This is a genomic window from Brevundimonas sp. MEB006b (genome assembly GCF_030209705.1).
GTDB lineage: Bacteria > Pseudomonadota > Alphaproteobacteria > Caulobacterales > Caulobacteraceae > Brevundimonas.
In genome coordinates this window covers 37,477-63,662 of the sequence record NZ_JARVRL010000009.1, presented here as the reverse complement: position 1 = coordinate 63,662, position 26,186 = coordinate 37,477, and the positions used below count along the sequence as shown (strand labels likewise).

Annotated in this window: 20 protein-coding genes and 1 pseudogene; 8 read left to right on the top strand and 13 right to left on the bottom strand. The window is 66.7% G+C overall.

Annotated elements, in window-relative coordinates:
• Positions 1 to 51: 51 nt before the first annotated feature.
• Genes mce through QRN13_RS13235 form a run of 6 tightly spaced genes read right to left on the bottom strand, consistent with a single transcriptional unit; the run spans position 52 to position 8,271 of the window.
• Positions 52 to 474, bottom strand: coding sequence for a methylmalonyl-CoA epimerase (gene mce / locus QRN13_RS13260; RefSeq protein WP_091745815.1), 423 nt, complete (start codon positions 472 to 474; stop codon positions 52 to 54).
• Positions 471 to 2,630, bottom strand: a complete 2,160-nt coding sequence (scpA, locus tag QRN13_RS13255; protein WP_284878265.1) for a methylmalonyl-CoA mutase — start codon at positions 2,628 to 2,630, stop codon at positions 471 to 473. Before scpA ends, mce begins: the two co-directional genes overlap by 4 nt.
• Positions 2,627 to 4,009, bottom strand: a complete 1,383-nt coding sequence (locus QRN13_RS13250) for a methylmalonyl-CoA mutase family protein (protein ID WP_284878263.1) — start codon at positions 4,007 to 4,009, stop codon at positions 2,627 to 2,629. Before QRN13_RS13250 ends, scpA begins: the two co-directional genes overlap by 4 nt.
• Positions 4,009 to 5,988: an acetyl-CoA carboxylase biotin carboxylase subunit gene (locus QRN13_RS13245; RefSeq protein WP_284878261.1), complete on the bottom strand. Its 1,980-nt coding sequence runs from the start codon at positions 5,986 to 5,988 to the stop codon at positions 4,009 to 4,011. Before QRN13_RS13245 ends, QRN13_RS13250 begins: the two co-directional genes overlap by 1 nt.
• A gap of 13 nt (positions 5,989 to 6,001) precedes the next feature.
• Positions 6,002 to 6,739: a hypothetical protein gene (locus QRN13_RS13240; protein ID WP_284878260.1), complete on the bottom strand. Its 738-nt coding sequence runs from the start codon at positions 6,737 to 6,739 to the stop codon at positions 6,002 to 6,004.
• Entirely contained in the window at positions 6,736 to 8,271 is a 1,536-nt protein-coding gene (locus tag QRN13_RS13235) for an acyl-CoA carboxylase subunit beta (RefSeq protein ID WP_284878259.1), read from the bottom strand. Before QRN13_RS13235 ends, QRN13_RS13240 begins: the two co-directional genes overlap by 4 nt.
• Here QRN13_RS13235 and QRN13_RS13230 point away from each other — a divergent pair.
• From QRN13_RS13230 to QRN13_RS13220, 3 genes are read left to right on the top strand one after another with little or no spacing between them, the layout of a single operon-like run.
• Complete coding sequence (locus QRN13_RS13230; RefSeq protein ID WP_284878258.1) at positions 8,270 to 8,407, top strand: hypothetical protein; 138 nt, start codon at positions 8,270 to 8,272, stop codon at positions 8,405 to 8,407. The genes QRN13_RS13235 and QRN13_RS13230 overlap by 2 nt on opposite strands.
• The gene (locus tag QRN13_RS13225) at positions 8,400 to 9,824 is read left to right on the top strand and encodes a helix-turn-helix domain-containing protein (protein WP_165117518.1); all 1,425 of its coding nucleotides are present in this window, start codon (positions 8,400 to 8,402) and stop codon (positions 9,822 to 9,824) included. Before QRN13_RS13230 ends, QRN13_RS13225 begins: the two co-directional genes overlap by 8 nt.
• Positions 9,825 to 9,831: 7 nt before the next feature.
• Positions 9,832 to 10,869: an oxidoreductase gene (locus QRN13_RS13220; RefSeq protein ID WP_284878257.1), complete on the top strand. Its 1,038-nt coding sequence runs from the start codon at positions 9,832 to 9,834 to the stop codon at positions 10,867 to 10,869.
• Here QRN13_RS13220 and pyk read toward each other — a convergent pair.
• The 5 genes from pyk to QRN13_RS13195 all read right to left on the bottom strand — a co-directional run bounded on the left by pyk (position 10,866) and on the right by QRN13_RS13195 (position 18,576).
• Positions 10,866 to 12,311 (bottom strand): pyruvate kinase, encoded by a 1,446-nt coding sequence (gene pyk, locus QRN13_RS13215; protein WP_045810132.1) that lies wholly within the window; start codon positions 12,309 to 12,311, stop codon positions 10,866 to 10,868. The genes QRN13_RS13220 and pyk overlap by 4 nt on opposite strands.
• A gap of 136 nt (positions 12,312 to 12,447) precedes the next feature.
• Positions 12,448 to 14,151, bottom strand: coding sequence for an alkaline phosphatase family protein (locus QRN13_RS13210; protein WP_284878256.1), 1,704 nt, complete (start codon positions 14,149 to 14,151; stop codon positions 12,448 to 12,450).
• A gap of 72 nt (positions 14,152 to 14,223) precedes the next feature.
• Positions 14,224 to 15,168, bottom strand: a complete 945-nt coding sequence (locus QRN13_RS13205; protein ID WP_284878255.1) for a DUF808 domain-containing protein — start codon at positions 15,166 to 15,168, stop codon at positions 14,224 to 14,226.
• Between the two features lie 2 nt (positions 15,169 to 15,170).
• Complete coding sequence (locus QRN13_RS13200) at positions 15,171 to 16,379, bottom strand: LL-diaminopimelate aminotransferase (RefSeq protein WP_055753360.1); 1,209 nt, start codon at positions 16,377 to 16,379, stop codon at positions 15,171 to 15,173.
• 163 nt (positions 16,380 to 16,542) lie between these two features.
• The gene (locus QRN13_RS13195) at positions 16,543 to 18,576 is read right to left on the bottom strand and encodes a TonB-dependent receptor (protein WP_284878254.1); all 2,034 of its coding nucleotides are present in this window, start codon (positions 18,574 to 18,576) and stop codon (positions 16,543 to 16,545) included.
• A 123-nt stretch (positions 18,577 to 18,699) separates the two neighbouring features.
• Between QRN13_RS13195 and QRN13_RS13190 the strand changes: the two genes are divergently transcribed.
• The gene (locus QRN13_RS13190) at positions 18,700 to 19,290 is read left to right on the top strand and encodes a class I SAM-dependent methyltransferase (RefSeq protein ID WP_284878252.1); all 591 of its coding nucleotides are present in this window, start codon (positions 18,700 to 18,702) and stop codon (positions 19,288 to 19,290) included.
• 3 nt (positions 19,291 to 19,293) lie between these two features.
• Here QRN13_RS13190 and QRN13_RS13185 read toward each other — a convergent pair whose 3' ends face one another.
• Both QRN13_RS13185 and QRN13_RS13180 read right to left on the bottom strand, forming a co-directional pair.
• On the bottom strand, positions 19,294 to 20,445 hold the full coding sequence (locus QRN13_RS13185; protein WP_284878251.1) for a glycosyltransferase family 4 protein: 1,152 nt from the start codon (positions 20,443 to 20,445) through the stop codon (positions 19,294 to 19,296).
• 3 nt (positions 20,446 to 20,448) lie between these two features.
• Positions 20,449 to 21,414: a glucosamine inositolphosphorylceramide transferase family protein gene (locus QRN13_RS13180; protein ID WP_284878250.1), complete on the bottom strand. Its 966-nt coding sequence runs from the start codon at positions 21,412 to 21,414 to the stop codon at positions 20,449 to 20,451.
• Positions 21,415 to 21,611: 197 nt separating this feature from the next.
• Here QRN13_RS13180 and QRN13_RS13175 point away from each other — a divergent pair, with 197 nt between their 5' ends.
• The 4 genes and pseudogenes from QRN13_RS13175 to QRN13_RS13160 form a co-directional block, all read left to right on the top strand.
• The gene (locus QRN13_RS13175; protein ID WP_284878249.1) at positions 21,612 to 22,139 is read left to right on the top strand and encodes an RNA polymerase sigma factor; all 528 of its coding nucleotides are present in this window, start codon (positions 21,612 to 21,614) and stop codon (positions 22,137 to 22,139) included.
• A gap of 109 nt (positions 22,140 to 22,248) precedes the next feature.
• Entirely contained in the window at positions 22,249 to 23,205 is a 957-nt protein-coding gene (locus tag QRN13_RS13170; protein ID WP_284878248.1) for a FecR family protein, read from the top strand.
• Complete coding sequence (locus tag QRN13_RS13165) at positions 23,192 to 25,666, top strand: TonB-dependent receptor (protein WP_502868597.1); 2,475 nt, start codon at positions 23,192 to 23,194, stop codon at positions 25,664 to 25,666. The genes QRN13_RS13170 and QRN13_RS13165 overlap by 14 nt, the downstream gene beginning before the upstream one ends.
• Positions 25,667 to 25,668: 2 nt before the next feature.
• Positions 25,669 to 25,955: pseudogene (locus tag QRN13_RS13160) on the top strand (hypothetical protein); the annotation flags it as partial.
• Between the last annotated feature and the right edge of the window lie 231 nt (positions 25,956 to 26,186).

The following is a 26,186-nucleotide window of genomic DNA, read 5'->3' as shown; positions in this document are numbered from 1 at the left end:
TCATGTCCTCTGGTTTCGCCTTCAACGGCCCAACCTGACCAAAGGCTCCGCTTAGTGCCCCGCTTTTGGCGTCTCCATCAGCTCGATCAATACGCCGCCCATGTCACGCGGATGCAGGAAGACGACCGGCGTCCCGTGCGCCCCTATACGCGGCTCGCCTGTGCCCAGGATCGTTACCCCCTTCGCGCGCATCTCGGCGACGGCGGCGTGGATGTCGGCGACCTCGAAACAGACGTGATGCTGGCCGCCCTTGGGATTCTTGGCCAGGAAGCCGACAATGGGACTGGTGTCGTCATAGGGTTCGATCAGCTCGATCTGGGCCGTCGGCGTATCCACGAAACAAACCTTCACCCCTTGCGCCGGCAGGTCGAACGGCTCGCCGATCTTCGTCGCGCCGAGGATATCGCGATACAGTTTGATCGAGTCGGCGATGGATGGCGTGGCGACGCCGACGTGGTTCAGGGCGCCGATCATGACTTGTCCTTGTCAGGGGCGGGCTGGGCGTAACCTAGCCGCTGGTTCAGCTTCTCGATCAGGTCGACCGCCGTATCGGCGATGGCCGAACCGGGCGGATAGACGGCGGCCGCGCCCATATCGAGCAGGGGTTGGACGTCGGACGGCGGGATCACACCGCCGACCACGATCATGATGTCGGGCCGGCCCAGTTTCTCCAACTCGGCCTTCAGCTCGGGCACCAGCGTCAGGTGCCCGGCCGCCAGCGATGATGCGCCGACCGCGTGAACGCCCTTTTCCACCGCATCCTTGGCCGCCTCGGCCGGCGTCTGGAACAGGCTGCCGGCCGTGACGTCGAAGCCCAGATCGCCGTATCCGGTCGCGACGACCTTCTGGCCCCGGTCGTGCCCGTCCTGGCCCAGCTTCGCGATCAGAATGCGCGGTGGGCCGCCGTCGTTTTCGACGAAGGTCGCAACCATCTCGCGGGCGTGGGCGAAGCGGGCGTCGGTCCCCGCCTCCTTGGCGTATACGCCCGACACGGTCTGGACCGTCGCCACGTGGCGGCCGAAGGCGGCCTCCAGCGCGTCGGAGATTTCGCCCACCGTCGCCTTGGCGCGGGCCGCCTGAACCGCCAGTTCCAGCAGGTTGGCGTTTCCGCGCGCGCCCTCGGTCAGGGCGTTCAGCGCCGCATCGGTCGCCGCCTGATCTCGCTCGGCGCGCAGGCGCTTCAGCTTGTCGATCTGGGCGGCCAGCACCGCCGCATTGTCGACCTTCAGCATCGGAATGTCGTCGACGACGGGGTTCAGATATTTGTTCACCCCTACCACCGTCTGCTGGCCGGTGTCGATCCGGGCCTGAGTCTTGGCGGCGGACTCCTCGATCCGCAGCTTGGGAATGCCGGCTTCGATCGCCTTGGCCATGCCGCCCAGGGCCTCGACCTCGGCCATATGGGCGCGCGCCCGTTCGGCCAGTTCGTGGGTCAGCCGTTCGACATAGAAGCTGCCGCCCCAAGGATCGATCACCCGCGTCAGCCCCGTCTCCTGCTGCAACAGGATTTGGGTGTTGCGCGCGATCCGGGCCGAGAAGTCGGTGGGAAGCGCCAAGGCCTCGTCCAGCGCATTGGTGTGCAGGCTCTGCGTCTGGCCGCCCGCCGCCGCCATGGCCTCGACCATGGTGCGCGGCACATTGTTGAACACGTCCTGTGCAGCAAGGCTCCAGCCCGAAGTCTGGCAGTGGGCGCGCAGGCTCAGCGACTTCGGATCGACCCCGCCCTCTTTCCTGACCGCCTCGGCCCACAGCAGGCGGCCGGCGCGCATTTTGGCCACCTCCATGAAGTAGTTCATGCCGATGGCCCAGAAGAAGCTCAGGCGCGGCGCGAACCGGTCGATTGGCATGCCCGCCGCGACGCCAGCGCGCAGATACTCGATCCCGTCCGCCAGGGTGTAGGCCAGCTCAATATCCGCCGAGGCTCCCGCCTCCTGCATGTGATAGCCGCTGATCGAGATCGAGTTGAACTTCGGCGTCTCCTGCGCCGTCCAGGCGAAGATGTCCGCGATGATCCGCATCGAGGGCTCGGGCGGATAGATGTAGGTGTTGCGGACCATGAACTCCTTCAAAATGTCGTTCTGAATGGTCCCGGTCAGCTTGGCGTGCGGCACGCCCTGTTCTTCCGCCGCGACGACATAGAGAGCCAGGATCGGCAGCACCGCCCCGTTCATCGTCATCGACACCGACATCTGGTCCAGCGGGATCCCGTCGAACAGGGTGCGCATGTCATAGATGCTGTCGATGGCGACGCCCGCCATGCCGACGTCGCCCTTCACCCGCGGGTGGTCGCTGTCATAGCCCCGGTGCGTCGCCAGGTCGAAGGCGATGCTCAGCCCCTTCTGACCGGCCGCCAGGTTGCGGCGGTAGAAGGCGTTGGACTCCTCGGCGGTCGAGAAGCCGGCGTATTGCCGGATCGTCCAGGGATTGCCCGCATACATGGTCGGATAGGGGCCACGCACGAACGGCGCGAACCCCGGCAGGCCGTGCGGATGATCCAGCGCGTCCGTGCTGTCGGGACCATAGGTGGTCTCGACCGTCAGCCCCTCGGGCGTCAGCCACGGATCGCGCGCCGGCCCCTGCCCCATCGTATCGAGGTTCAGGACGATCTTGCTGAAGTCTGGAAAGCTCACTGAGCCGTCTCCTCGAAAGCCGCGGCGAACCGGATCGGAGCCAGGGGCTCGCACACCCGTTCGACCAACACGGCCGCCTCATCGCCCGCCTCGACCGGCGCAGGCCGCACGTCCGCATCGACATATTTGGTCACGCCGATGATCTGCGCCGCGCCGTTCGTCAGCGCGGCCTCGCGGATTTCACGGGCGCGGGCGATGCGGGGCTGGATGATCGAGCCCTTGAGCGCTTCGACCAGACCGCCCTCCGCCTCGATCCTCTGGAACTCGGCCCAGCCGGCCTCGGCCAAGTCCCGCGTCCGGGCGTCCAGATACCAGGAGCCGGCGGCCGGATCGTCGACCCGACCCAGATTGGCCTCTTCCATCAGCACCAGCTGGGTGTTCCGCGCCTGTCGCCGGGCGAAGGCGTCCGACGTTCCGGACGCGCGGGTGAAGCCGTCCAGCACCACCACGTCCGCCCCGCCGACCGCGCCGGCGAAGCCCGCCGCCGTCAGCCGCAGCAGATTGGGCCAGGGATCGCGCGCCGACAGCATCCGCCGCGACGAGCGCGCCTCGATCACCGCCGGAACCTCCACGTCGAACGCCTGCGTCAGGCTGGCCCAGATCAGCCGCATGGCCCGCACCTTGGCCAGGCTGTCGAAATATTCCGCATCGACCGACAGGCCGACGACGGTGCCGCGCAAAGCCGCCTCGACCGACATCCCGGCCTCGACCGCCGCCTTCGCATGGGCCACCACGCTGGCGGCCGCAAAGGCCAGCTCCTGCGCCGCCGATCCGCCCGCCTCGTGCGCCACGCGCCCGCTGGCCAGGAAGAAGGTCGCGTCGGGATAGGCCCCCGCATGACGCGCCGCCGTATTGGCCGCCAGGCTCAGATGCTCTTCCACCGAACGCGGCGCCCCGCCCGCCTCTGCGAAGGCTGACACCGGGTCCATATGAAACCGCAGTTGGGCGCGCGGCGAGCCCTTGGCGACGACCGCCAGCGCATTGGCCGCATCCGGCCCGTCGATCCCTGCATCCAGAGCGACGGGCGCCAGCTCCAGCGCCACGCCTTCCAGCGCCCGGCTGAGCGGGGCGGAATCCGCCAGAACCCGCCCCTTCAGCACCACCGACGCCGCGCCGTTCTCCAGATCGGTCAGGACGGCGGCGTTGACCGCTTCGGCATCGTCGCCCTCCACCAGCGTCCGCAGATCCCAGGCCCGGCCTTCCGAGTCGGACGGACGCGGGGCGAAGATCGGCTGCACGCCCGTCGCGCCTGCGTACAGCGGCCGCGTCACCAGTTGATCGGCGTCGAGATGCATCAGCGACTCGATCGGCCGATCCTTCAGCGCCTTCTGGGCCGCCTCGCGCCATTCCAGCGGCGTGGGCGCGGGAAAGCCCTTCATCACCCGAACTCCACCAGCACGTCGTCCGCCGCCACCGGATCGCCGTCCTTGGCGCCGACGGCCTTCACGACCCCGTCGCGCTCGGCCTTCAGGATGTTCTGCATCTTCATGGCCTCGATGATGGCCACCGTCTCGCCGGTCTTGACCTCCTGGCCGACGACGACGGGGATCGAGACCACCAGACCCGGCATCGGCGACAGCACCATCTTGGAGGTGTCCGCCGCGACCTTCTCCGGCAGGCGCGCATACAGTTCGGCGACGTGGGGCCGCAGCACCCGCACCCGCGCCTTGGCCGCACGGTGGCGGATGTCGAAGCCGTCGGCGACGCGTTTGACCTCGGCGGTGAAGGGCTCGCCGTCCAGATCGGCCTTGAACTGTGCCAGACCCGGCCGCCAGTCGATGTCCGACAGGCGGATGTCGCCCCCGCCCGTCAAGGTCAGGATCATCTCCTCGTCCTCGTCATAAGACAGGCCGACGCCGTGCGGCGTTTTGTCGATCATCACGATCCAGTCGGTGCGGTCCGACGGATCGCCGTCCTGTTCGGCGATGACCTCGTGCATGGCCAGCGCCGAGGCGATGAGGATGCGCTCCTGATCCTGAGTCGGTTTCAGGCCGTGGAAGCCGTCCGGGAACTCGTCCTTGATATAGCTGGTCGACAGATTGCCCGACTTGAACCGGTCCTGATCCATCACCGCCGCCAGGAAGGGCACATTGTGGCCCAGGCCCGACAGGTGGGTGTCCTCCAAGGCGCGAGCCATGCCCGTCACCGCATCTTCGCGCGTCTCGCCCCAGGCGCACAGTTTGGCGATCATGGGATCGTAGAACATGCTGATCTCGTCGCCCTCGCGGACGCCGGAATCGTTCCTGACCGTATAGTCCCCCTGATCGCCCTCTTCCGGCTGCTCGTATCGGACCAGCCGCCCGATCGAGGGCAGGAAGCCGCGATACGGATCCTCGGCGTAGATGCGGCTCTCGATGGCCCAGCCGTCGATCTTCAGGTCCTTCTGTTCGAAGGCCAGTTCCTCGCCCCAGGCCGAACGGATCATCTGTTCGACCAGATCGACGCCCGTAATCAACTCCGTCACCGGATGCTCGACCTGCAGCCGGGTGTTCATCTCCAGGAAGTAGAAGCTCTTGTCCTGACCGGCGACGAACTCGACCGTGCCGGCCGAGTCATAGTTCACCGCCTGGGCCAGGGCGACGGCCTGCGCCCCCATGGCAGCGCGGGTGGCCTCGTCAAGCAAGGGGCTCGGCGCCTCCTCGATGACCTTCTGGTTGCGGCGCTGGATCGAGCATTCGCGCTCGAACAGATGGACCACATGGCCGTGCTTGTCGCCCAGCACCTGGATCTCGATATGGCGCGGATCGACGATGAACTTCTCCAAGAAGACCCGGTCGTCGCCGAAGGCGTTCAGCGCCTCGGCCTTCACCGCCGCAAACCCCTCGGCCATGTCGGCGTCCGAATGGGCCACCCGGATGCCCTTGCCGCCGCCGCCGGCCGAGGCCTTGATCATGATCGGATAGCCAATCTCGTTGGCGATCCTGACCGCCTCGTCCGGCGTCTCGATCAGCCCCATATGGCCCGGCACGGTCGAGACGCCCGCCTCAGCCGCCAGCTTCTTGGAGCTGATCTTGTCGCCCATGGCCTCGATGGCCTCGGGGTTCGGGCCGATGAAGGCGATACCCTCGTCCCTCAGCCGCCGCGCGAACCCGGCGTTCTCGCTCAGGAAGCCAAAGCCCGGATGCACCGCCTGCGCCCCCGTCTGGCGCACCGCCTCGACGATCTTGTCGGCCAACAAATAGGACTGCGCCGCCGGCGCCGGCCCGATCAGCACCGCCTCGTCGGCCATCTCGACCGCCAACGACCCGGCGTCGGCCTCCGAATAGACCTGCACCGTCTGGATGCCCATCTTGCGGCAGGTCTTGATGATCCGAACGGCGATCTCGCCGCGATTGGCGATGAGGATTTTGGAGAACATTATGATCGCCCGTTCATGTGATTAGCTTGTGAAGGTGCTCTGCGGTCTCAATCAGCTTCTCTGAGTTCGAAACCAACCCTTCAATGATCGCAAGCCTCCCAGCCCATCGCTCAACTGACGGCCAGAGGGTCACTACGAAGGCAGCAACATTGGCATCTCCACGTTGTTGCCTTCGAAGGCGTATCACCAAGTCGAAGTAAGCAGAGTAAGCCGCATCGAAACCGAGCATTTCGACGTTTGAGAGGAAAAATCTCAAAGCCCTCAGTTGATCTCGGATAAGCTCGACGACTTCAGGGGGCTGTTCCGAAGACGATACAACACCATCCAGTTGGTCGATCTCAGCGATCAAGTCGGTTAGTTCCGCGCCCGCCTGCGCATATGGATTAGGAACGGAGCTATAAAATCCAGAGATTATGGCGAACTGCGAAACCAGCACATCTGGATTTGGGACATATTGCGCGGCTTGGGATACGAGGCCACTCGGTGAAAACATAGTTTTCATCATGGTAATCTGCTGGATGAGACCGTCTCGCCCCTCAGAATCCATTCGAGAGTCGGCTTCGATTATGAACTTGGCTTCACTGAGCTGTCTTTGAGCCTCACCAGCCACCCGAAAAAATTCGGGACTGTCTGAAGCGACACCTCGCAACTCTTGCAAGAAGGTCGTGACGGCGGCTCCGGGAAATTGCTTCGAGCCATCGCGGATAAGTCGCGCAATCTGAAGGACGTGCGTTATGGCTGTTGCACTCATAGCGGAATGTTGTCGTGCTTCTTCCAGGGGTTTTCCTGGACCTTGTTCTTCAGCGTCCGCAGCGCCTTCACCAGCCGCCGCCGCGTGCCATGCGGCATGATGACGTCGTCGATATAGCCCAGGCCCGCCGCCACGAACGGATTGGCGAACCGGTCCTTGTACTCCGCCTCGCGCGCGGCCAGGGCCTCGGGATCGCCGGCCTCCTTGCGGAAGATGATCTCGACCGCCCCCTTGGCGCCCATGACCGCGATCTCGGCGGTCGGCCAGGCGTAGTTGACGTCGCCGCGCAGGTGTTTCGAACTCATCACGTCATAGGCGCCGCCATAGGCCTTGCGCGTGATCAGGGTCAGTTTCGGCACCGTCGCCTCGGCATAGGCGAACAGCAGCTTGGCCCCGTGTTTGATCAGGGCGCCATACTCCTGCTTGGTCCCCGGCATGAAGCCCGGCACATCCACCAAGGTCACCAGCGGAATGTCGAAACCGTCGCAGAAGCGAACGAACCGCGCGGCCTTGCGGCTTGAATCGATGTCCAGCACGCCCGCCAGCACTTGGGGCTGGTTGGCGACGATCCCGACCGTCTGGCCGTCCAGCCGGCCGAAGCCGCAGATGATGTTCCTGGCGAAGTCGCCCCCGATCTCGAAGAAGTCGGCCTCGTCGATCACCTTCAGGATCAGCTCCTTCATGTCATAGGGCTGGTTCGGGTTGGCCGGAATCAGGGTGTCCAGCGACGGCTCGTCCCGCTCGGGCTCGTCATAGCTCTCGCGCACCGGCGGCTTTTCGCGGTTCGACAGGGGCAGGAAGCCGATCAGGCGGCGCACCTCCGACAGGGCCTCAAGGTCGTTCTCGAACGCCCCGTCCGCCACGCCCGACTTGCAGGCGTGAACGCGGGCGCCGCCCAGGTCCTCGTGGCTGACCACCTCATTGGTGACCGTCTTCACCACATCGGGGCCGGTCACGTACATGTAGCTCGTGTCCTTCACCATGAAGATGAAGTCGGTGATGGCGGGCGAATAGACGTCGCCGCCCGCGCACGGGCCCATGATCACGCTGATCTGGGGAATGACGCCGCTGGCAAGCGTATTCTGCAGGAAGATGTCGGCGTAGCCCGCCAGGCTCTCGACGCCTTCCTGGATCCGCGCGCCGCCTGCGTCGAACAGGCCGATGATCGGCGCGCCTGTGGTCAGGGCCATCTTCTGCAGCTTGACGATCTTGGCCGCATGGGCGCCCGACAGGCTGCCGCCGAACACCGTGAAATCCTTGGAGAAGACATAGACCAGCCGTCCGCCGATGGTCCCGCGACCCGTCACCACACCGTCTCCGGGAATGCGCTGGTCCTGCATGCCGAAGTCGTGGCTGCGGTGCTCGACGAACATGTCGGTCTCCTCGAAGGAGCCTTCGTCCAGCAGCACGTCGATGCGTTCGCGCGCCGTCAGCTTGCCCTTGGCGTGCTGGGCGGCGATACGCTTTTCCCCACCGCCCAGTTTGGCGGCGGCGCGACGGCGCTCCAGTTCTTCAAGGATGGCTTGAGTCATGATGGATCTTCGCCTCTCGTTCAAAGAACGCGTGGCGCCTTCATCGCAAAATGGCAAACGCAACTTTGCAAAAAGTGTGGAACTGCGCGGGCTTGCAAAGGGTGGCGATATGATCTGCAAAGTTGCGAATGGCTGAGAAGCTTTTCCTGGGCGCCAAGCTGCGCAAACTGCGCGAGGCGCGCGGCTGGACGTTGGAGGCCTGCGCCGAGCGGCTGGGCCTGTCTCCGTCCTATCTGTCGCAGATCGAGACCAACCAGCGCCCGGCGACTGCGCGCGTCCTGATCGCCCTGACCCGCGCCTTTCACGTGGACGCCAGCCTGTTCGACCTGGAGGGCGATGCTCGCCTGATCGCCGATTTGCGCGAGGCGACCACCGACATCGCAGGTCAGGCCGAGCCGCCCACGGCCGCAGAGCTGAAACAGGCCGTCGCCAACACCCCGCGTCTGGCCCGACAGTTTCTGGCCCTGCATCAGACCTTCCGTCGTCTGGACGAGCGGGTGAAGGCGCTGGACGACACCTTGGGCCGGGATGAACACGGCGCCAGTGTCGCCCTTTTGCCCTACGAAGAGGTGCGCGACTTCTTCCACTATCGCGACAACTACATCGACACGCTGGACACGGCGGCCGAGGCGCTGGCGACGACGCTGGTGCAGGACGGCCAGATCGAGCGGGCGCTGGAGGCGGCGCTGAGCCAGTCGCACGGCGTCCGCGTCGCCTATGTCGCCGGTCAGGAGGCCCTGCGTCGATACGATCCCGCCAGCCGCGTCCTGACGCTGGACGCCTGGCAGCCCGGCGCGACGCGGTCGTTCCAGCTGGCGCACCAGCTGGCCCTGCTGTCCTTCCGCGATTTGATTGAGGCCGAGCTGGATCAGGCCGCGTTCCGCACGGACGCCGCACGCGACGTGGCCCGGGTCGGTCTGGCCAACTATGCGGCGGGCGCCCTGCTGCTGCCCTATCGCGCCTTCCTCGAGGCCGCGCGCGAGGAAAAGCACGACATCGATCGGCTGCGCACCCGTTTCCAGGTCAGTTTCGAACAGGTCTGCCACCGGCTCTCGACCCTGCAACGGCCCGGCTGGCGCGGCGTGCCCTTCTATTTCGCTCGCGTGGATATGGCCGGCAACATCACCAAGCGCCACAGCGCCACCCGCTTCCAGTTCGCTCGCTTTGGCGGCGCCTGCCCGCTGTGGAACGTCCACGAAGCCTTCGCGGCGCCCGACCGGATCGGGGTGCAGCTGGCCGAGATGCCCGACGGATCGCGCTACATCTCCATCGCCCGCAGCGTGTCCAAGCCCAGCGGCTCCTACCTCGCCAACGACCGACGCTACGCCCTGTCGTTGGGATGCGAGGTCGAACATGCGGGCGCCCTGGTCTATGCCGCCGGTCTGGACCTGAACGGCCCCGCCGCCCGGATCGGCGTCAGCTGCCGCATCTGCGAGCGCACCGACTGCACCCAGCGCGCCTTCCCGCCCTTGGACAGGACCCTGCACGTGCCGGAGAATGAGCGCGGCGTGGTGCCCTATGTGCTGGATGGCCCGCGCCCCGACCGCTATTGATCGGGGCATGACCTCACACGCACCCATCGGCGTCGCCGTCGTCGGCTACGGCCTGGCGGGCCAGACCTTCCACGCCCCCCTGATCGCGGCGACCCCCGGCCTGCACCTGGCCGCCGTCGTCTCGTCCCGGCCCGAAGCGGTCCACGCCGACCTGCCCGACGTCGAGGTCCTCCCCGATCTGGAGGCTGCCCTCGCCCGCGAGGACATCGGCCTGATCGTCGTCGCCACCCCCGACGCCCTGCACGCCGAACAGTCGATCGCCGCGCTGAGGGCCGGCAAGTCGGTGGTGGTGGACAAACCCTTCGCGGCGACCCTGGCTGACGCGGAAAGCGTCGCCGCCGTTGCAGCGTCATCGCCGGGCGTCTTCAGCGTCTTCCAGAACCGCCGTTGGGACGCCGACTTCCTGACTTTGCGCGGCCTGATCGACCAGGGCGAACTGGGCGACGTCGCCGTGTTCGAAAGCCACTACGACCGCTTTCGTCCGGCCGTCACGGACCGTTGGAAGGACCAGCGCGACGGCGGCGTCTGGGCCGACCTGGGCCCGCACCTCATCGACCAGGCGGTGCAACTGTTCGGCCCGCCCCTGGCCGTCTATGCCGATCTCCAGGCCCAACGGGTCGGCGGCACGGCCATCGACTACGCCCACGTCCTGCTGCGCTATGACCGGCTGCGGGTCATCCTGAACATGAGCCACCTCGCCGCCGAGGCCAGCCTCCGCTACGCCGTCCACGGCGCGGGCGGCAGCTTCATCAAACACGGCCTCGACGCCCAGGAGGGGCAGTGCAAGGCCGGCCTGCGTCCCGGCGACACGGACTGGGGCGTCGATCCTTCGCCCGGCGTGCTGACGAAACAGATCGACGGCGAAACGGTCCGCGCCACGCCGACGCCCGAGCGCGGCGACTATCCCGCCTTCTACGCGGCCATGCGCGACGCGATCCTCGGCAAGGGCCCGCCGCCCGTCCCAGCCGATCAGGCCCTGACCGTCATGCGCATCCTCGATGCCGGTCTGCGCAGCGCGGCGGAGCGGCGCGAGATCGCTCTCTAGCTCTTCTTGCGGCCCTTCGACGTCGCTGCAGGCGCGTGAGCCAATCGCAGCAGATTGGCCGCACCGGGCGCCCCGAACGGCGTGCCCGCCAGGATCAGGATGCGCTGGCCCGGCTCGGCCAGACCATATTTCACCGCGCTGTTGACGGCGTCATCTGTGACGGCCTCCAGCGAGTCCGGCTGCTCGCCCAGACGCGGCTCCAGCCCCCAGACCAGGGCCAGCCGCCGCGCGGTGTTGGGATTGGGCGTCAGCACCAGGATCGGCTTCAGCGGCCGCTCGCGCGCCATCCGCCGCGCGGTGCCGCCCAGGGTCGTGAACACCACCAGACAGCCTGTCGAGGGCGCATTCGCCGCCATCCGCGCAGCCCCGACCAGGGCGTCCACGTCATGCTCGTCCATGCCGGCGTGTTCGGCGCCCATCAGGCTGGGCCACATCGGATCGCGTTCGACCCGCTCGATGATCCGGCTCATGATGCCGACGGATTCCAGCGGATAGTCGCCCGACGCCGTCTCGGCCGACAGCATCAGGGCGTCCGCGCCCTCATATACCGCATTGGCCACATCGGTCGCCTCGGCGCGGGTCGGGGCCGGGGCGCTGGTCATGGATTCCAGCATCTGGGTGGCCACGATCACCGGCACGCCGCGATTGCGGGCCGCGCGCACGATCTGCTTTTGCGCCACCGGCACATCCTCGGGATCCAGCTCGACGCCCAGATCGCCGCGAGCCACCATCACCCCGTCGCAATAGTCCAGGATGGCTTCCAGATCGGCCAAGGCCGCCGGCTTCTCGATCTTGGCGAGGCAGGCCGCCTGACCATTCACGATCCGCTTCAGCTCGGCCATGTCCTCGGGCTTCTGCACGAAGCTGAGCGCCACCCAGTCCACGCCCATCCGCAGGGCGAAGGCCAAGTCTTCACGGTCTTTGGGCGTCAGGGCCGAGACCGGGATCACCGCCTCCGGCACCGCCACGCCCTTGCGGTCCGACAGCTTCGAGCCGCTCTCGACCGTCACATCCGCCCACTCATCGGTTCGCTCGCCCACACGCAGACGCACCCGGCCGTCGTCCAGAAGCAACAGCATGCCCTTGCGCAGCGCCTTGAAGATTTCGGGATGCGGCATCTGCACCCGCGTCTCGTCGCCGGGCGTCGGGTCCAGATCGAAACGCATGGTGTGGCCCGGCTTGACCGCAATTTCGACGTCCTTGAACCGCCCCAAACGCAGCTTCGGCCCTTGAAGGTCGGCCAACACGCCCAGCGGACGCTGCAAAGCCATTTCAGCGCCGCGCACCGCCTTCAACGCGGCGGCGTGATCCTCATGCGACCCGTGGCTGAAGTTCAGGCGAAAGACATCCACCCCCGCCTGGGCCAGCGCCTTGACGGTGCTGGGCGCACGGCTGGCGGGTCCCAGGGTGGCGACGATGCGCGCGCGACGGGCTCGGTTCATGACGTTTCCTGTTGGCTCCCTCGGACGGCAAAACGGGGCCGCCTGGGCGATTTCGCCCTCTTCTGCCAACGAAACCTGCGCTGCGTAAGGCCGCCTTCCCCTCAGGAAACATGAGTTGACGGCCGGAAACAGGAGTTTATCTGGCCGCCGCCCCGCAAGTCGCAACGGCGAACCCGTTCAGATCGATGCACCGGCCCTCCACCTGCGGCGCGGGGACGCCGATCACATGGGCGAGGGTCGGGGCGATATCGACGGTCCGGATCGGCAGAAACCGCTCCTCGGCCTTGGCGCCTGGCCACCAGAAGATGATCGGCACGCGCCGGTCATATTCCCACGGCGTGCCGTGTCCGGCCAGGGTCGAGCCGACGCGGCCGCCCGAGGTGGTGTTCTGGGTCCAGGCGAACTGGATGTCGGGCGATCGCTCGGCGACGGTCGACAGTCGCATCCGCTCGCGCACCGTCATCATCTCGGGCTGCCGGCTATCCGGCAGAGGCTCGGCCAGCAGCCGGTCGCGCGTCTCGGCGAAGGCCACTTCAGGCAGGGCGCGCAGCATCTCGACCGCCGCCTCCGCCACCTGTGTCCGCAACGGATCGGGCAGCGACTTATGATCCGCATCGGCGACCATCCAGCCGCTTCCGCCGGACTGCAGCGGATCGGCGTCCAGATTGAAGCGCGCCTTCAACGCGGCGTTGAAGCCTTTGATCGCATCGGTGTCGGCGCGGTGCGCCTGCGGATAGCCATGCTCATGCAGCCGCTCGACGAAGTCCGAGCCGCCGTGATCGGCCGTCAGAACCACCAGCGCGCCGCCGGGAACCTGGGCCAGCTTGTCCAGGAAGGCGCCCAGCGCCGCATCCAGCCGGTGCATCTGCTCGCACATCTCCGGCCCCTGGGTGCCGTACATATGCCCGATCCGGTCGGTGGCCGACAGGCTGACGCCCAGCATGTCGGTCGCTGTCCCCTGCCCCAGCTTCTGGCTGTCCAGCAGATATTCCGCCGCCTTCAGCGTCTGCTCGTCCAGCAACGGCGAGGTGTCGAACTTCAGCCCCGCCGGCGGCAGCACCGAATGGAAGGTCTGGCCGCGAATGGTCCAGTCGCCCGCCAGCGCCCGGCAGTCCGCGTTCTGATAGTCCCAGGTCACCGGCGTCGCCGCCGTCCAGGCGTTGAAGTCACGGTTGAACGCTGCGACCGGCGCCAACTTGGCCTCGGCCGTCTGTCCCGGCTCGACATAGGTCGTCAATCCAAACCCGTCGGTGAACCAGAAGGCCTGCCCCTGATGACCGGCCAGATTGATCGCCCCGCGATCCTTGCCCGACACCGCCATGACCTTGCTGTCCGGACTGACGGCCTTCAACCAGTCGCCCAGCGTCGTCGCACGCAGCTGGTCCGGGCCCACCGGTCCGTTGTCGGTGTCGTCACGCCCGTGCGCCAGATGGTTCTGCGGCGCGGCCAGACAATAGACCTCCTTGCCGGTCTTGCCGTCGATCCAGTCGTTGGCGGGAATGCCGGTCTCGGCCGGGTGCATGCCGGTCAGAACGGTGGAGTGCCCGGGGCAGGTCTCGGTCAGACCATGGGTCTGATAGCCGTTGATCGACACCAGCCCCTGGTCGGCCAACCGAAGCAGGCCGCCGCTGTAGCGGCTGCGATACTGGTTGAAGAGGTTGGCGCTGAACTGATCGACCACGATGGTCACGATCAGTTTGGGCGGCGTCAGGGCCGCAGCCGATGCCTGAGGCGCGGCGGCCTGAACCGGCGGCTGGGCGACCGGCGCGCCCGCACAGGCGGCGCCCGCGATCGACAAGACGGCCAGACACGCGGCGGCGACGTGACGCGACAGGGACATGAACAACTCCAACAACAGCCGTGCGGCCTCTAGCTGTTGCGGATGGCGCCCGCGTGACAGCCCGGCTCGCTCCTAGTGCGATTCCTTGGACCGCAGGCGCGCGACCTGATGCAGGACCAGCACCACCACCCCGCCGACGATCAGCCCGATCACGGCCGAGGCCACCGCCGTCGTCAGCCAGCTCATCACGCCGGCCAACGGCCCGAACAGTTCGCCGACGGCATGCGACAGATGCTCGACCGGTACCGCCGGCCAGTGCAGCCCCAGCGTATGGGAACCATGCAGCAGAATGCCGCCGCCGACCCACAGCATGGCCGCCGTGCCGATCGCCGACAGGGCGCTCATCACCATCGGCATGCCCTTGACCAGACCCCGCCCCAAAGCGCGCACCCCGCCATTGGGCCGTTGAGCCAGATGCAGGCCGATGTCGTCCATCTTCACGATCAATCCGACCGCGCCATAGACGACGACGGTCATGGCGATGCCGACCACAGCCAGCACAGCGGCCTGGGTCAGGATCGGCTGCGCCGCCACATCGGCCAGAGCGATGGCCATGATCTCGGCCGACAGGATCAGGTCGGTGCGCACCGCCCCCGACACCGTTGTCTTCTCCAGCGCCGCTGCATCGCGCGCGACCGGCGTGGCATTCTCATGCCCGCCGTGCCCCATCGCCTCCAGCAGCTTTTCCGCCCCCTCGAAACACAGATAGGTCCCGCCGCACATCAGGATCGGGGTGATTGCCCAGGGCGCGAAGGCGCTGAGCACCAGGGCCACCGGCAGGATGAAGATCAGCTTGTTGCGAAACGACCCGAGCGCGATCTTGCTTATGATCGGCAGCTCGCGGCTGGGCGACAGGCCCATAACATAGCGCGGCGTCACCGCCGCATCGTCCACCACCACGCCGGCGGCCTTGGTCGAGGCCTTGCCGGCCGCCGCTCCCACGTCATCCAGCGACGCGGCCGCCAGCTTTGCGATGCCGGCGACGTCGTCCAGCAGCGCGATCAGTCCAGACGGCATAGTCAGTCTTCCCGGCTGGGCGGCACATTGACGCCCTGCGATTTCAGATAGGATTTGATGTTGCGCGCGGCCTGGCGGATGCGCTGTTCGTTCTCGACCATGGCGATGCGCACGAAGCCCTCGCCGTTCTCGCCATAGCCCACGCCCGCCGCCACCGCGACCTTGGCGTGGGTAAGCAACTGCTTGGAAAACTCCAGACTGCCCAGATGCTTCAGCGCCGGCGGCAAGGGCGCCCAGGCGAACATGGAAGCGGCCGGCTTGGGAATGTCCCAGCCCGCGCGGCCGAAACTCTCGACCAGCACATCGCGCCGGCGGTGATAGAGTTTGCGGTTCTGCTCGACGATGTCCTGCGGTCCGTTCAGCGCGGCGCACGCCGCCGCCTGGATCGGCGTGAAGGCGCCGTAGTCGAGGTAGGATTTCACCCGCGTCATCGCCGCGATCAGCTTCTTATTGCCGACCGCAAACCCCATGCGCCAGCCCGCCATGCTGTAGGTCTTGGACAGGGAGGTGAACTCGATCGCCACGTCCTTGGCGCCCGGAACCTGCAGGATCGAGACCGTCGGCTTGCCGTCGTAATAGAGCTCCGAATAGGCCAGATCGCTGATGATCCACAGATCGTTCGCCTTGGCGAAGTCCACGACGCGTTCATAGAAGGCCAGATCGACCGTCTCCGCGGTCGGGTTCGACGGATAGTTCATGACCAGGATCTTGGGCCGGGGCACGGTGAAGGCCATGGCCCGCTCCAGCGCCTCGAAATATTTCTCGTCCGGCGTGGTCGGCACGCTGCGGATCGCGGCGCCGGCGATGATGAAGCCGAAGGTGTGGATCGGATAGGACGGATTGGGCGCTAGGATCACGTCGCCCGGCTCGGTGATGGCGGTAGCCAGACTGGCCAACCCCTCCTTGGAGCCCATGGTGACGATCACCTCGGTCTCGGGATCCACATCGACGCCGAAGCGGCGGCCGTAATAGTTGGCCTGGGCGCGGCGCAGGCCGGGGATGCCGCGTGACGCTGAATAGCCGTGGGCGTCGGGCTTCCTGGCCACCTCGATCAGCTTGTCGATCACATGCTGGGGTGGCGGCAGGTCGGGGTTGCCCATCCCCAGATCGATCACGTCCTCGCCCGCCGCACGGGCCGCCGCGCGCATCGCATTGGTCTCGGCGATGACATAGGGCGGCAACCGCTTCATGCGGTAGAATTCTTCGGACATGACAGGCTCGTCGTTGGGATCAGCGGCCGTGGATCGACCGCCTTTAGCGCTTAGCGCGCCAGCGGCCTCGCGCAACAGCATTGAAGGTCATTTTCACCCGTCAGGCGGACGAAATCTGTGCGTCGCGCAAAAACCTGGTCGAGAAGACAGCCGGTCCGCGTTCTCAATAGCTCAACCGCAGACCGATGCTGACCGTTCGCGGCGGGCCGTATGCGGCGACGCCCGTGCCCGTTTCCGACACCTCGACATCCTCGTCGAACAGATTGTCCGCCGCCATCCAAAGGGTCGCGTTTGGCGTGAAGGCCCACTCTGCTCGCGCATCCAGCGTCATGGCGGCGTCCAGCACCCGGCTGTTCAGGTCGTCGTCGAACCGGCTCGATTCATAACGTGCCGCCAGCGCCAGGGTCAGTCGATCGGTCGCGCGCCAATCCAGCCCAGCCGTCGCGCTCCATTCCGGCGCTTGGGCAGGACGCAAACCGGTCAGCTGCGCGGCGGACGATCCGCCGTCGATCTCAGCATCGGTCCAGGACGCAGCGGCGTTCAGCGACACGGCTGACGACAGGTCCAGCGCCCCCGTCAGTTCCACGCCCCAGGCGTCGATGGTCCCGGCGTTCTGACGCTGGCGCAGCACGCCGCCCGCCGGCACGAACCCCGCACGCGGGAAGGTCGCCGGCCCGGACCCGAGCGTCACATTGACGATGGCGTCCTCGATCTGGTTCCAAAACACAGACGCGCCCCAACGCACGCCCTCGCGGTCGAAGGCCAATCCCGTCTCCACGCCCTTCAGCGTTTCCGGCGTCAGGGCGGCGTTGGCCTCGGTGATGTCGTTGCCGACGCGGAATGGCCTATGCAGTTCGTTCAACGTGGCGGGCCTGAACCCGGAATAGGCCGCCGCCCGCGCCGCATAGCCGCCGCCCAGATCACGCCGCACGGCCAGGCGCGCGCTGACCACCTCGCCCGACCGATCCGGATCGCTTTCATTCAGCAGGACGGCGCCGGTCGCCAGCGTGTTCTCCTGACGGAATCCGCCGGCATTCTCCCACCGATCCACCCGCAGTCCGCCGGCCACCAGCCAGTCGGCTGCCGTCCAAGACGCATCGACATAGGCCCCGGCCACCGCCGTCTCCCCGCCCGCACGCCGAATGCGGGTGAAGCCGGCTCCTGTCGGATTGCTGAACAGTTCGTTGGTTTCGCCGTCGTTGAAGCGCGCATCGGCACCCACCTCCCACTCTAGCCGTCCGCCCGCGAAATCGGTCATGCGGCGGCGCAGCGCCGCATTCAGTCCCCATCCCGTCGCGGGCGTCTTGAACTGATCGTTGGCCGGCGTCGTGGTCGATCGATCGGCCGACACCGAGGCCGAACTGTTGGCCAGATTGCTGTCGATCCGCCACGCCTGTAGCCGCCAGCCATAGCCGTCGGCCGTTGGCGTCTGCGCCGCCGTCGCGCTCAGGCTGTGGCCGCTGGCGTTGGCGCGCGTTCCGGCCAGACCCGATCCGCGATCCTCTTCCCACGTCGCCGCCCTGACCGACAGGTTCGCCTGACCCAAGGCCGTATCGACCCGAAGCGCTGCACTTCGGCTGTCGAGATCCAGCGGCGTGTCCGCGGCGCCTGCCGCCGGCCCGCGCACCGGCACATAGCCGTCGCTGACTTCGCGCAACCCGCTCAACGTCACCGCCAGAGGTCCCAGTCGCGTGGAGGCGGACCCCGCCGCCCGCAAGCCGCCGCGCTCGGACGCGGACACATCGAGCGCGCCGCCTTTCCCGCGTTCACGCAGGGTGATCGTGCCCGTCAGCGCGCCCGCGCCATAGGGGCCCGAGCCCGCGCCCCGGATCACATCCAGGCTCTCCAGAGATTCCGGCGTCGCCTGGGACCAGATGACCCAGCCCCCGAACGGATCGTTCAGCGGCACGCCGTCCAGCATCACTAGCGTCCGTCCTGCCCCAGACGGCGCGATGGCCCTCAGCGAAATCCCTTGCGTCGTCGGATTGGTCGCCGCGCTGCTGGTGCGTCGAAACAGCGACACCGCCGGCACGGATCGCAATGCCTCGTCCAGACGCGACGACCTGGACAGCACCGCCTCGTCGATCCGCACCACCGAAAACGCAGCATCAGCCGCCGCCGGCGGCAGACGCGCGGCGGTGACGACGATCTCGGGCAAGGCGGTGGGCGTGACGGGGGGAGGAACGTCCTGGATCATGCGCCGTCAGTAGGCGGTCGTTTCGCCACATCAAAGCCCGGCGACCCGAAACGCCCGGAAAAGCGCGAGACAGATCGCCGCCCCCTCGATAACAACCGTATCGAACAGTCCAAGGGGAAGCACGTGGGTCTGGGAACGCTCGTCAGGGGTCTGATCTTCGGTAAGGACGCCGACCGCAGGCGACGGTCCGCCAAGGCGGCGCGAATCCGCGCCCTGCCCGACCGACAGGTGATGGCCGACAGCTATGTTCCAGCGTTGGCGGCCGACGGCGGGCGCATCCTGTGGGTCGGTTGCCGCGAGTATACTCTGGACGACTACGCCTTGCTGGAGGCGCAGGGCGGCGAGGTCTGGACCACCGACATCGATCCGGCGGCCGCACGCTGGGGCCGCGAAGGTCGCCACCGCACCGGCGACATATGCGAGGCGGATCGGCTGTTCTCGGACCTGACCTTCGACGCCGTCGTCTGCAACGGCGTGCTGGGTTATGGCGTCGACAGTCCCGACCAGCAGCAGCAGGCCTTGAAGGCTCTGGCGGCCATCCTACGCCCGGGCGGTCGCCTTCTGCTGGGCTGGAACACCGACAAGATCGCCGATCCCGTTGCCGCAGGATTAATTGATCTCAACTTCCAGGCTGCCCCCTTGGGCGACCAGCCGACGCGCGTGCGGTTCGACGCGGTAACCCACGTTTACGACAGCTTTATCCGAAGAGGCTGAAGCCTAGCCCTGAAGCCGGGTCAGCGACGCCGCCGGCCCCAAAAGAGGGCGCCTTCGCAGCGTCGGCTTCGGCGTGACGAACGCCTTTTCGACCAAGGCCTCGCGCAAGGCGTCCAACTCGGCGGCGCGCGCTGCCGGCGAATGCACCCGCTCGACATAGGTCTGCCCGCCACGCGCCAGGGCCAGACGTTCATCGGGGTGTTCGACCAGACGCATCATGGCGCTCGTCAGAGAGCCGGCCTCCTCGACATCGACATACAGCGCATATTCGCCGCTGGCTTCGCGCAAGCCGCCGCGTCCCGACGAGATCAGCGCCGCGCCCGCCGCATGGGCCTCCAGCGCCGCCAGTCCCAGGGCCTCGCGCACCCGCGAAGGCGTGACCGCGATGGCGGCGCGCTGCGTCATCGCTCGCACCGCGTCCAGCGACGCTGATTTGTGTATTTCGACCCGGTCGCCGAACCGCTCCAGCATCCGCACCTGTGGCGCAGCCCAATCCTGATGCTTGTCCCAGTCGCCTAGCATCAACGCGCCGCGCCAGTCGGGGTAGCAATCCAGCGTCTCGGCTAGAGCGGTGCAGAACAGGTCCAGCCCCTTGTCCTTCATCGCCCGTCCCGCAAACAGGATCAGCTTCTCGCGCTGCTCGGGCGATGCACGCCAGACGTCGCTTTCGATCGGATTGCAAACCGACGAAATACGCCCGGCCAGACGCGGATAATCCGTTGCGAACTCTTCACCCGCCGCCCGGCTGACGAACACCAGCCGGTCGAACCGCGCGAGGCGTCGACCGTATCGCAGACGTTCGATCAAATTGCGCGACGGCTTGATCCGCGTGTGGCGATAAAGAACGTGGATCGCGTCAGGCAGTTGTCTCGCCAACTCCGAGGCCGCCTTCAGCTGTTGATGATATTCCACGATGTCCGGCGACAGTTTCTTCAGAACGTCCATCACCGCCGCATTTCGCGCCTTGCGGCCCAGCCCGGCCGGCACCGTCACCATCTGCACGCCCGCCGGCGTCGGCCCGCCGGCATCGGCGATCAGCGTCACCAGCCGATTCAAACGGCTGTGCGCCGACAGCGTGCGCACCACTGTCTCCATCGAGTTGGTCTTGTCCGGACAGAAGGTGCAGCCCCGCGGCAGAACGACGGCGATACGCATGGTCTAGCCTTCCTTCCGAACGGAAGCGGTCTCGAAAATCTTGGGATGGACGGCGGCGCCGGTGGCGCGACGACCGCGCGGCCCGTTCAGGCCCAGCAGGCGACGCGCCTTGAAGCCGGCCTTCAGCCATGGCTCCGCCGACGACTGGCGGATGCCCTTCACGTCGATGAAGGTGACGTCGCCGTGACCCGACAGAGTGTGCAAGCCGTCGCCGTACCCGCCCAGCAGATGCCCCGGCTCGAACCGTTTCACGACCACCGCCGAAAACGCGTCCGGCGACAACCCATCGATCCGCAGCAGATTGATCGCCGCGCCATAGGTCACAGCGCAGTCCTGCACCGGCAGATGAAGCGCGCCGTCGTGCAGGAACGCCGAGCCGCCCGGACGCGAGGTCTGAAAACCGCTCAGCACCGGATTGGCCGGATGCGGCGTCCAAGGCCCCGTCAGGCTGTCGGCCCAGGCGATGTGCAGTTCGCGCATCGCCCGGTCGTCCGGTCCGGGCAGGGCGTGGAACATCCACCAACGGCCGTCGTGCTTGACCACCGTCGCATCGATCGCAGCCGCCTCGCCGATGCGGGCCACCGCCTCCCACTGATCCGGGAAACGGACACAGCGATACAGGATCAGCCCGCTGCTCTTGTAGCCTTCCGGCAGCATGTAGAGTTCGCCGCCGTCCTCGATGAGGGTCGGATAGGACAGGTGCCAGGGCTCGGACAGGGCCACGCCCTGCCTCACCAGCCGGTCGTCGGCGTCGTATTGGCGATAGTGAATCTCGCCCCGACGCACATGATAGTCGAACGCCTCGACGAAGACGGTCAGCACGCCGTCGCGCGTGATCCCGAACGGGTCCGCGATATAGGCGTAAGGGCCGCAGTCAGGCAGCCAGACGATTTCTTCCGCGCGCGGCTCATGGTCAACGAAGCTGCTTAAGGGACGGCGGATAAAGCCCGAGCGCCAGATATCGAACACGACGACGCCCTAGCCGACCGAAAGAACCGGGGCCGTCGTGCCGTCATGTCCTGCAAACGCGCGCATCTGAGTCCTGCTCGTCGCCGCGACACGGCGCCTTCATGACAAGGACGCCGCCGACCAGCCCTTGCCTCATGAAAATCGTCACGGCATTGAAGGTCTTGGCCCGTTTGGCTGCACGAGAGGACTTCGCCCGTTTGACCGCGCCTGCCGCGCATCCCCTGATCGCCGCCTATCTTGAGCAGCGCGAGGATCTTGCCCGGTTCTGCCGCGCGCGGCTGGGCGGCGCGTCGGGCGATGTCGATGATGTGCTGCAGGACATTTATCTGAAGGTCTCGTCGCTCGATCCCGACCCGCCGCCGGACAATCCTCGCGCCTTTCTATTTCGCCTGACCTCCAACCTGCTGATGGATCGCTGGCGGTCAGGGCAGCGGTCGGCCAACCGCGACGCCCAGTGGCGTCAGCTGAACCACGAGACGGGCGCCGCCGAAGACCTGGACGCGGCCCCTTCGGCAGAGGCGGTCGTGGCCGGGCGCGAGAAACTGGCGCGCCTTCTCGCCGCCTTGGACACCCTGCCCGCCAAGACCCAGACGGTCTTTCGCCTGCACAAGTTCGATGGGGTTAGCTATGCCGAGGTCGCCGTCCAAATGGGCATTTCGCGCAGTTCGGTCGAGAAGCACATGATGGACGCGCTGCGCGTTCTCTCCCGCAAGGTTCAACCGTGATGCCGATTCTTTCCACGCTCAGGGGGAATTTGTCTGAAGGCGAAAGCTTGGCGGCGCCGTCTTGGTATCAGGAGGCGCGTTGCACGGCGTTCTTCCAGGCTGGGATCGGATGACCGCACAAACCGACATCGAGGAAAAGGCGCTGCACTGGTTCGTCGTCCTGCGTGACGACGATGCGCCCGAATCCGCCTGGCTTGAATTCCAGGACTGGCTGGAGGCGTCGCCGACCCACGCCGCCGCCTATGACGCCGTCGAGCGCCTGTGGGTCGATCTGGATGACCATGCCGCCTCCGCACCGACAGAGGCCCCGGTCATCGACCTCGCCGCCGCGCGTGCACGCCGCACCAAGACGCGTTCGCCCTGGCTGGGCGCGGCGATCGGCATCGCCGCCAGCGTGACTCTGGCTGTCGGCCTGTTCATGTGGCTGACGCCGGGCTCGCAGATCTACGCCACGACCGACGCGCCCCTGACGGTCGCGCTCGAAGATGGATCGCACGTCTATCTGAACCGCCATTCCGCCATGGACGTCAGGTTCGACGGCGACAAACGTTCGGTGTCGCTGACCGAGGGCGAGGCCGCCTTCGACATCGCTCACGACCCTGCCCATCCGTTCATCGTCGCCGCCGGCGATCATCAGGTTGAGGTGCTAGGCACCGCCTTCAACGTGCTTAACCATGGCGACCGTTTCGCCGTCGCCGTCGAACGGGGCGTCGTCGCCGTAACCCCTGCCAACGCGCCCAAGGTCCGACTGGTCGCCGGTCAGGCGCTGGCGCAGCGCGGCGAGCAGCCCCCGGCCCTGTCGCAAGTTTCTCCGAACCAGACATCACCCTGGCGTCAGGGAGTTTTGGTCTATCGCAACCGTTTGATGACTGATGTCGCGAACGATCTTTCGCGTTATCTCGACAAGCCGGTCGTGCTATCGACATCGGCTCGGGCGCTGCGGTTCACCGGCGCCCTTCGCATTGGCGACGAGGCCGTGATGTTGAAGCAGTTGCAGGATTTCGCTCCCGTCCGCGTGGACGCCTCGACGCGCGAAGTCCGCGTCAACGCCCGTGAGGCCGGTTAAGGGCGGGCGGCCCCAACGCCTCGCCCTGTTCAAGCCACACGCCGCCGCCCTTCTTCCCAGCCTCTTTCTGTTCGCCACAACGGCCCTGAGCACGCCGGCGCAGGCGGATGCGCGTCTGCTCGACATCTACATTCCGCGCCAGTCCGTAGACGACGCCCTGCTGGACCTGGCGCTTCAGGCCCGCGTTTCACTGGGCGGCAGTTTGACATCGTGCGCCGGCGTCAGCCCCGCGATCAGCGGGCGGATGTCGCTGGACGCGGCCCTCACACGATTGCTGGCGGGCAGCGGATGTCGCCACGCCATTCGCCAAGACGGCGCTGTGATCATCAGCAGGCAGTCGAGCGCGCCGCCCGCTCCCGCTCGACCGATCGCCCCACGCCCCGCCGCTGCTGTGGCGTCGCCGGAAGACGTGGCTCAAGTCAGCGAAGTCGTCGTGACCGCCCCGCGCCGACCCGAACTGATCCAGTCTTCTTCATCCGCAATGACGGCGGTCGGCGCCGATCGCATCACCCGTGCTGGGGTCACGGGCATGCAGGGACTGGACAGCCTCGTGTCCGGCATGACGGTGACCAATCTCGGCCCCGGCCGGAACAAGATCCTGCTGCGCGGCATATCGGACGGCGTCTTCACCGGCCTGACCCAATCCACCGTCGGCCTGTACCTCGACCTGACGCCGGTCACATACGCCGCCCCGGACCCGGATCTGAAGCTGATCGACATCGACCGGGTCGAGGTGCTGCGCGGCCCGCAAGGTACGCTGTACGGCACCGGCCCCATCGGCGGCGTCGTGCGTATCGTCACGCGGGCTCCGGCGATGGGCGAGGAATCTCTGTCGCTCTCTGCGACCCGGTCGCGCACTGACGGCGGCGGCTGGAACTCCGACTATGGCCTGGTCGCCAACCTGCCTATCGCCGGCGACCGCGCCGCGATCCGCGCAGCCCTCTATGGCGAGACCTACAGCGGCTATATCAACGACGTCGAACTGAACCTGCGGCGGGTCAATGACGGCACGCGGCGCGGCGGCCGGCTGTCCGCCGCGCTGGAGATTGCGCCCGGCTGGACGGCACGCGCCGGCGTCGTTCACCAGTCCATCGTCACCGAGGACACCCACTACGTCTATCGCGGCCTCGGCCCTTTGAGGCGCGCCAATCTGGTTCGAGAACCGCATCAGAACCGCTTCGACCAGGGCTCGGCCTCGATCGAGGGACGTGGCGCCTGGGGCCGGCTAAATGCTTCCGTCTCGGTCGTCGAGCATGGTTTCAAGAGCCGCTACGACGCCTCCAGCGCCCTTCGCCGCTTCGGATCGGGCTGGCGCATTGGCGCGCTGGACGAAGGCAAGGATATCCATCTGGTCGTCGGCGAGGCCAACTTCGCCTCTCCCGATATCGGTCGCTGGCGCTGGTTGGCCGGCGGTCTGGTGTCGTCCAACACCACACGCACCAATCCCGTCCTGTCCGCCCTGACGCCCGAGCCTCGCACGGTCTATTCAGAGGCGCGGCGCGACCGGCTGAACGAGGCCGCCGTATATGGCGAAGCGTCGCTGGACCTGCCCCACGACCTGACCCTGACCGCCGGGGCCCGCTACTACGCCCTTGAATACGACACCACCTCCCTGGTTCGACAGTTCAGCCGCTCGCGATCGTTCGACGGACGCGGGGAATCCGCCGGCTTCACGCCCAAGATCGCCCTCGCCTGGCAGCCCAGCGAGCGCCTGAATCTGTCCGCTTTGGTCAGCCAAGGCCACCGGGCCGGCGGCTTCAACACCGCCGGGGTCATCGGCCAGGACTTCAGCGGCCTATCCGATTCACCGGCGCGCCAGTACAAGCCAGACAGCCTATGGAACGCCGAGTTTGGGGCCAAGTACCGATCGGCGGACGGTCGCGCCCGCTTCCGCGCCGCCTTCTACGCCGCACGCTGGCGCAATGTGCAGAGCGACCAGTTTTTGCCCAGCGGCCTGGCCTATGTCGTTAACGTCGGCGACGGCGCCGACAAAGGCTTCGAGGTCGAAGCCAACTGGCGCCCCTCTGAGACGCTTGAGCTTTTCGCCAACGGGCTTGTCGCCGACCCACGCATCACCTCGCCTAGCGCGCGGTTTGATTCCCGCCGAGACGCGAGTTTGCCGGGGGTGCCTCGGGCTTCTGCGAATGTCGGCTTCAGCTGGCGTCGTCCGCTGGGCGTGCGTTTGGTGTTGCTTGCGGACGGCGGCCTTTCGTACGTCGGCGCGTCGCGCCTGACGTTCGACGGACGCCAACAATATCGTATGGGCGATTACGGCACGGGAAGACTGGCCTTTGGCGTCGAAGCGTCGGCTTGGACCGCGACGATCTTCGTGGACAATCTGTTCGACACCGAAGCCAACACCTTCGCCTACAGCGACCCTTTCCGCCTTCCCGACGCCCAGGCCATCACCCCTTTGCGCCCTCGCACAATCGGCCTGACGCTAAGGTGGACGGCGCATTAGCCTGGGCCCTGCCGCCCTAGATCCTGGAGCGAATCGCGCCGATGAGCATCTCCGGCGGCGGCCGGGGGCTGGACGGCCTTCTGTATCTGACAGGTCACGACCTTCCCGAGCTTTACGTCGTCGCCATTCCGATGGGCGGGGCGTGCTAGACCACATCGAAACACTGGGCATAGAGGCCGAAGGTCAGGCCATCGACTGGGACGAAAGCGAACTTGGGATGCTGTACGGCATCACCCGACGCACCCGTGAGATCGCAGCAATGAAGGTTCCGACATTGCTTGACCAATAGGTCTCCGGCTTCTGAACTTGCCCTGCCAGGCTGAAAGCGTTTGAGGCTCCGTTGCGCGGCGTTATGGCTCGCCCTGCTCGCAGATCGCCGGTGGGCCGATGACATCACATCCATCGCCCGACCCCTCGCTGGCCTATTGAAGACCTACACCTCGTTCGCCACGCACGTAATGCTAGAGGGTAGATCGATTTGCGCAACGGTTGGTGTGACCCCGCCCCCTCTCCACTATCG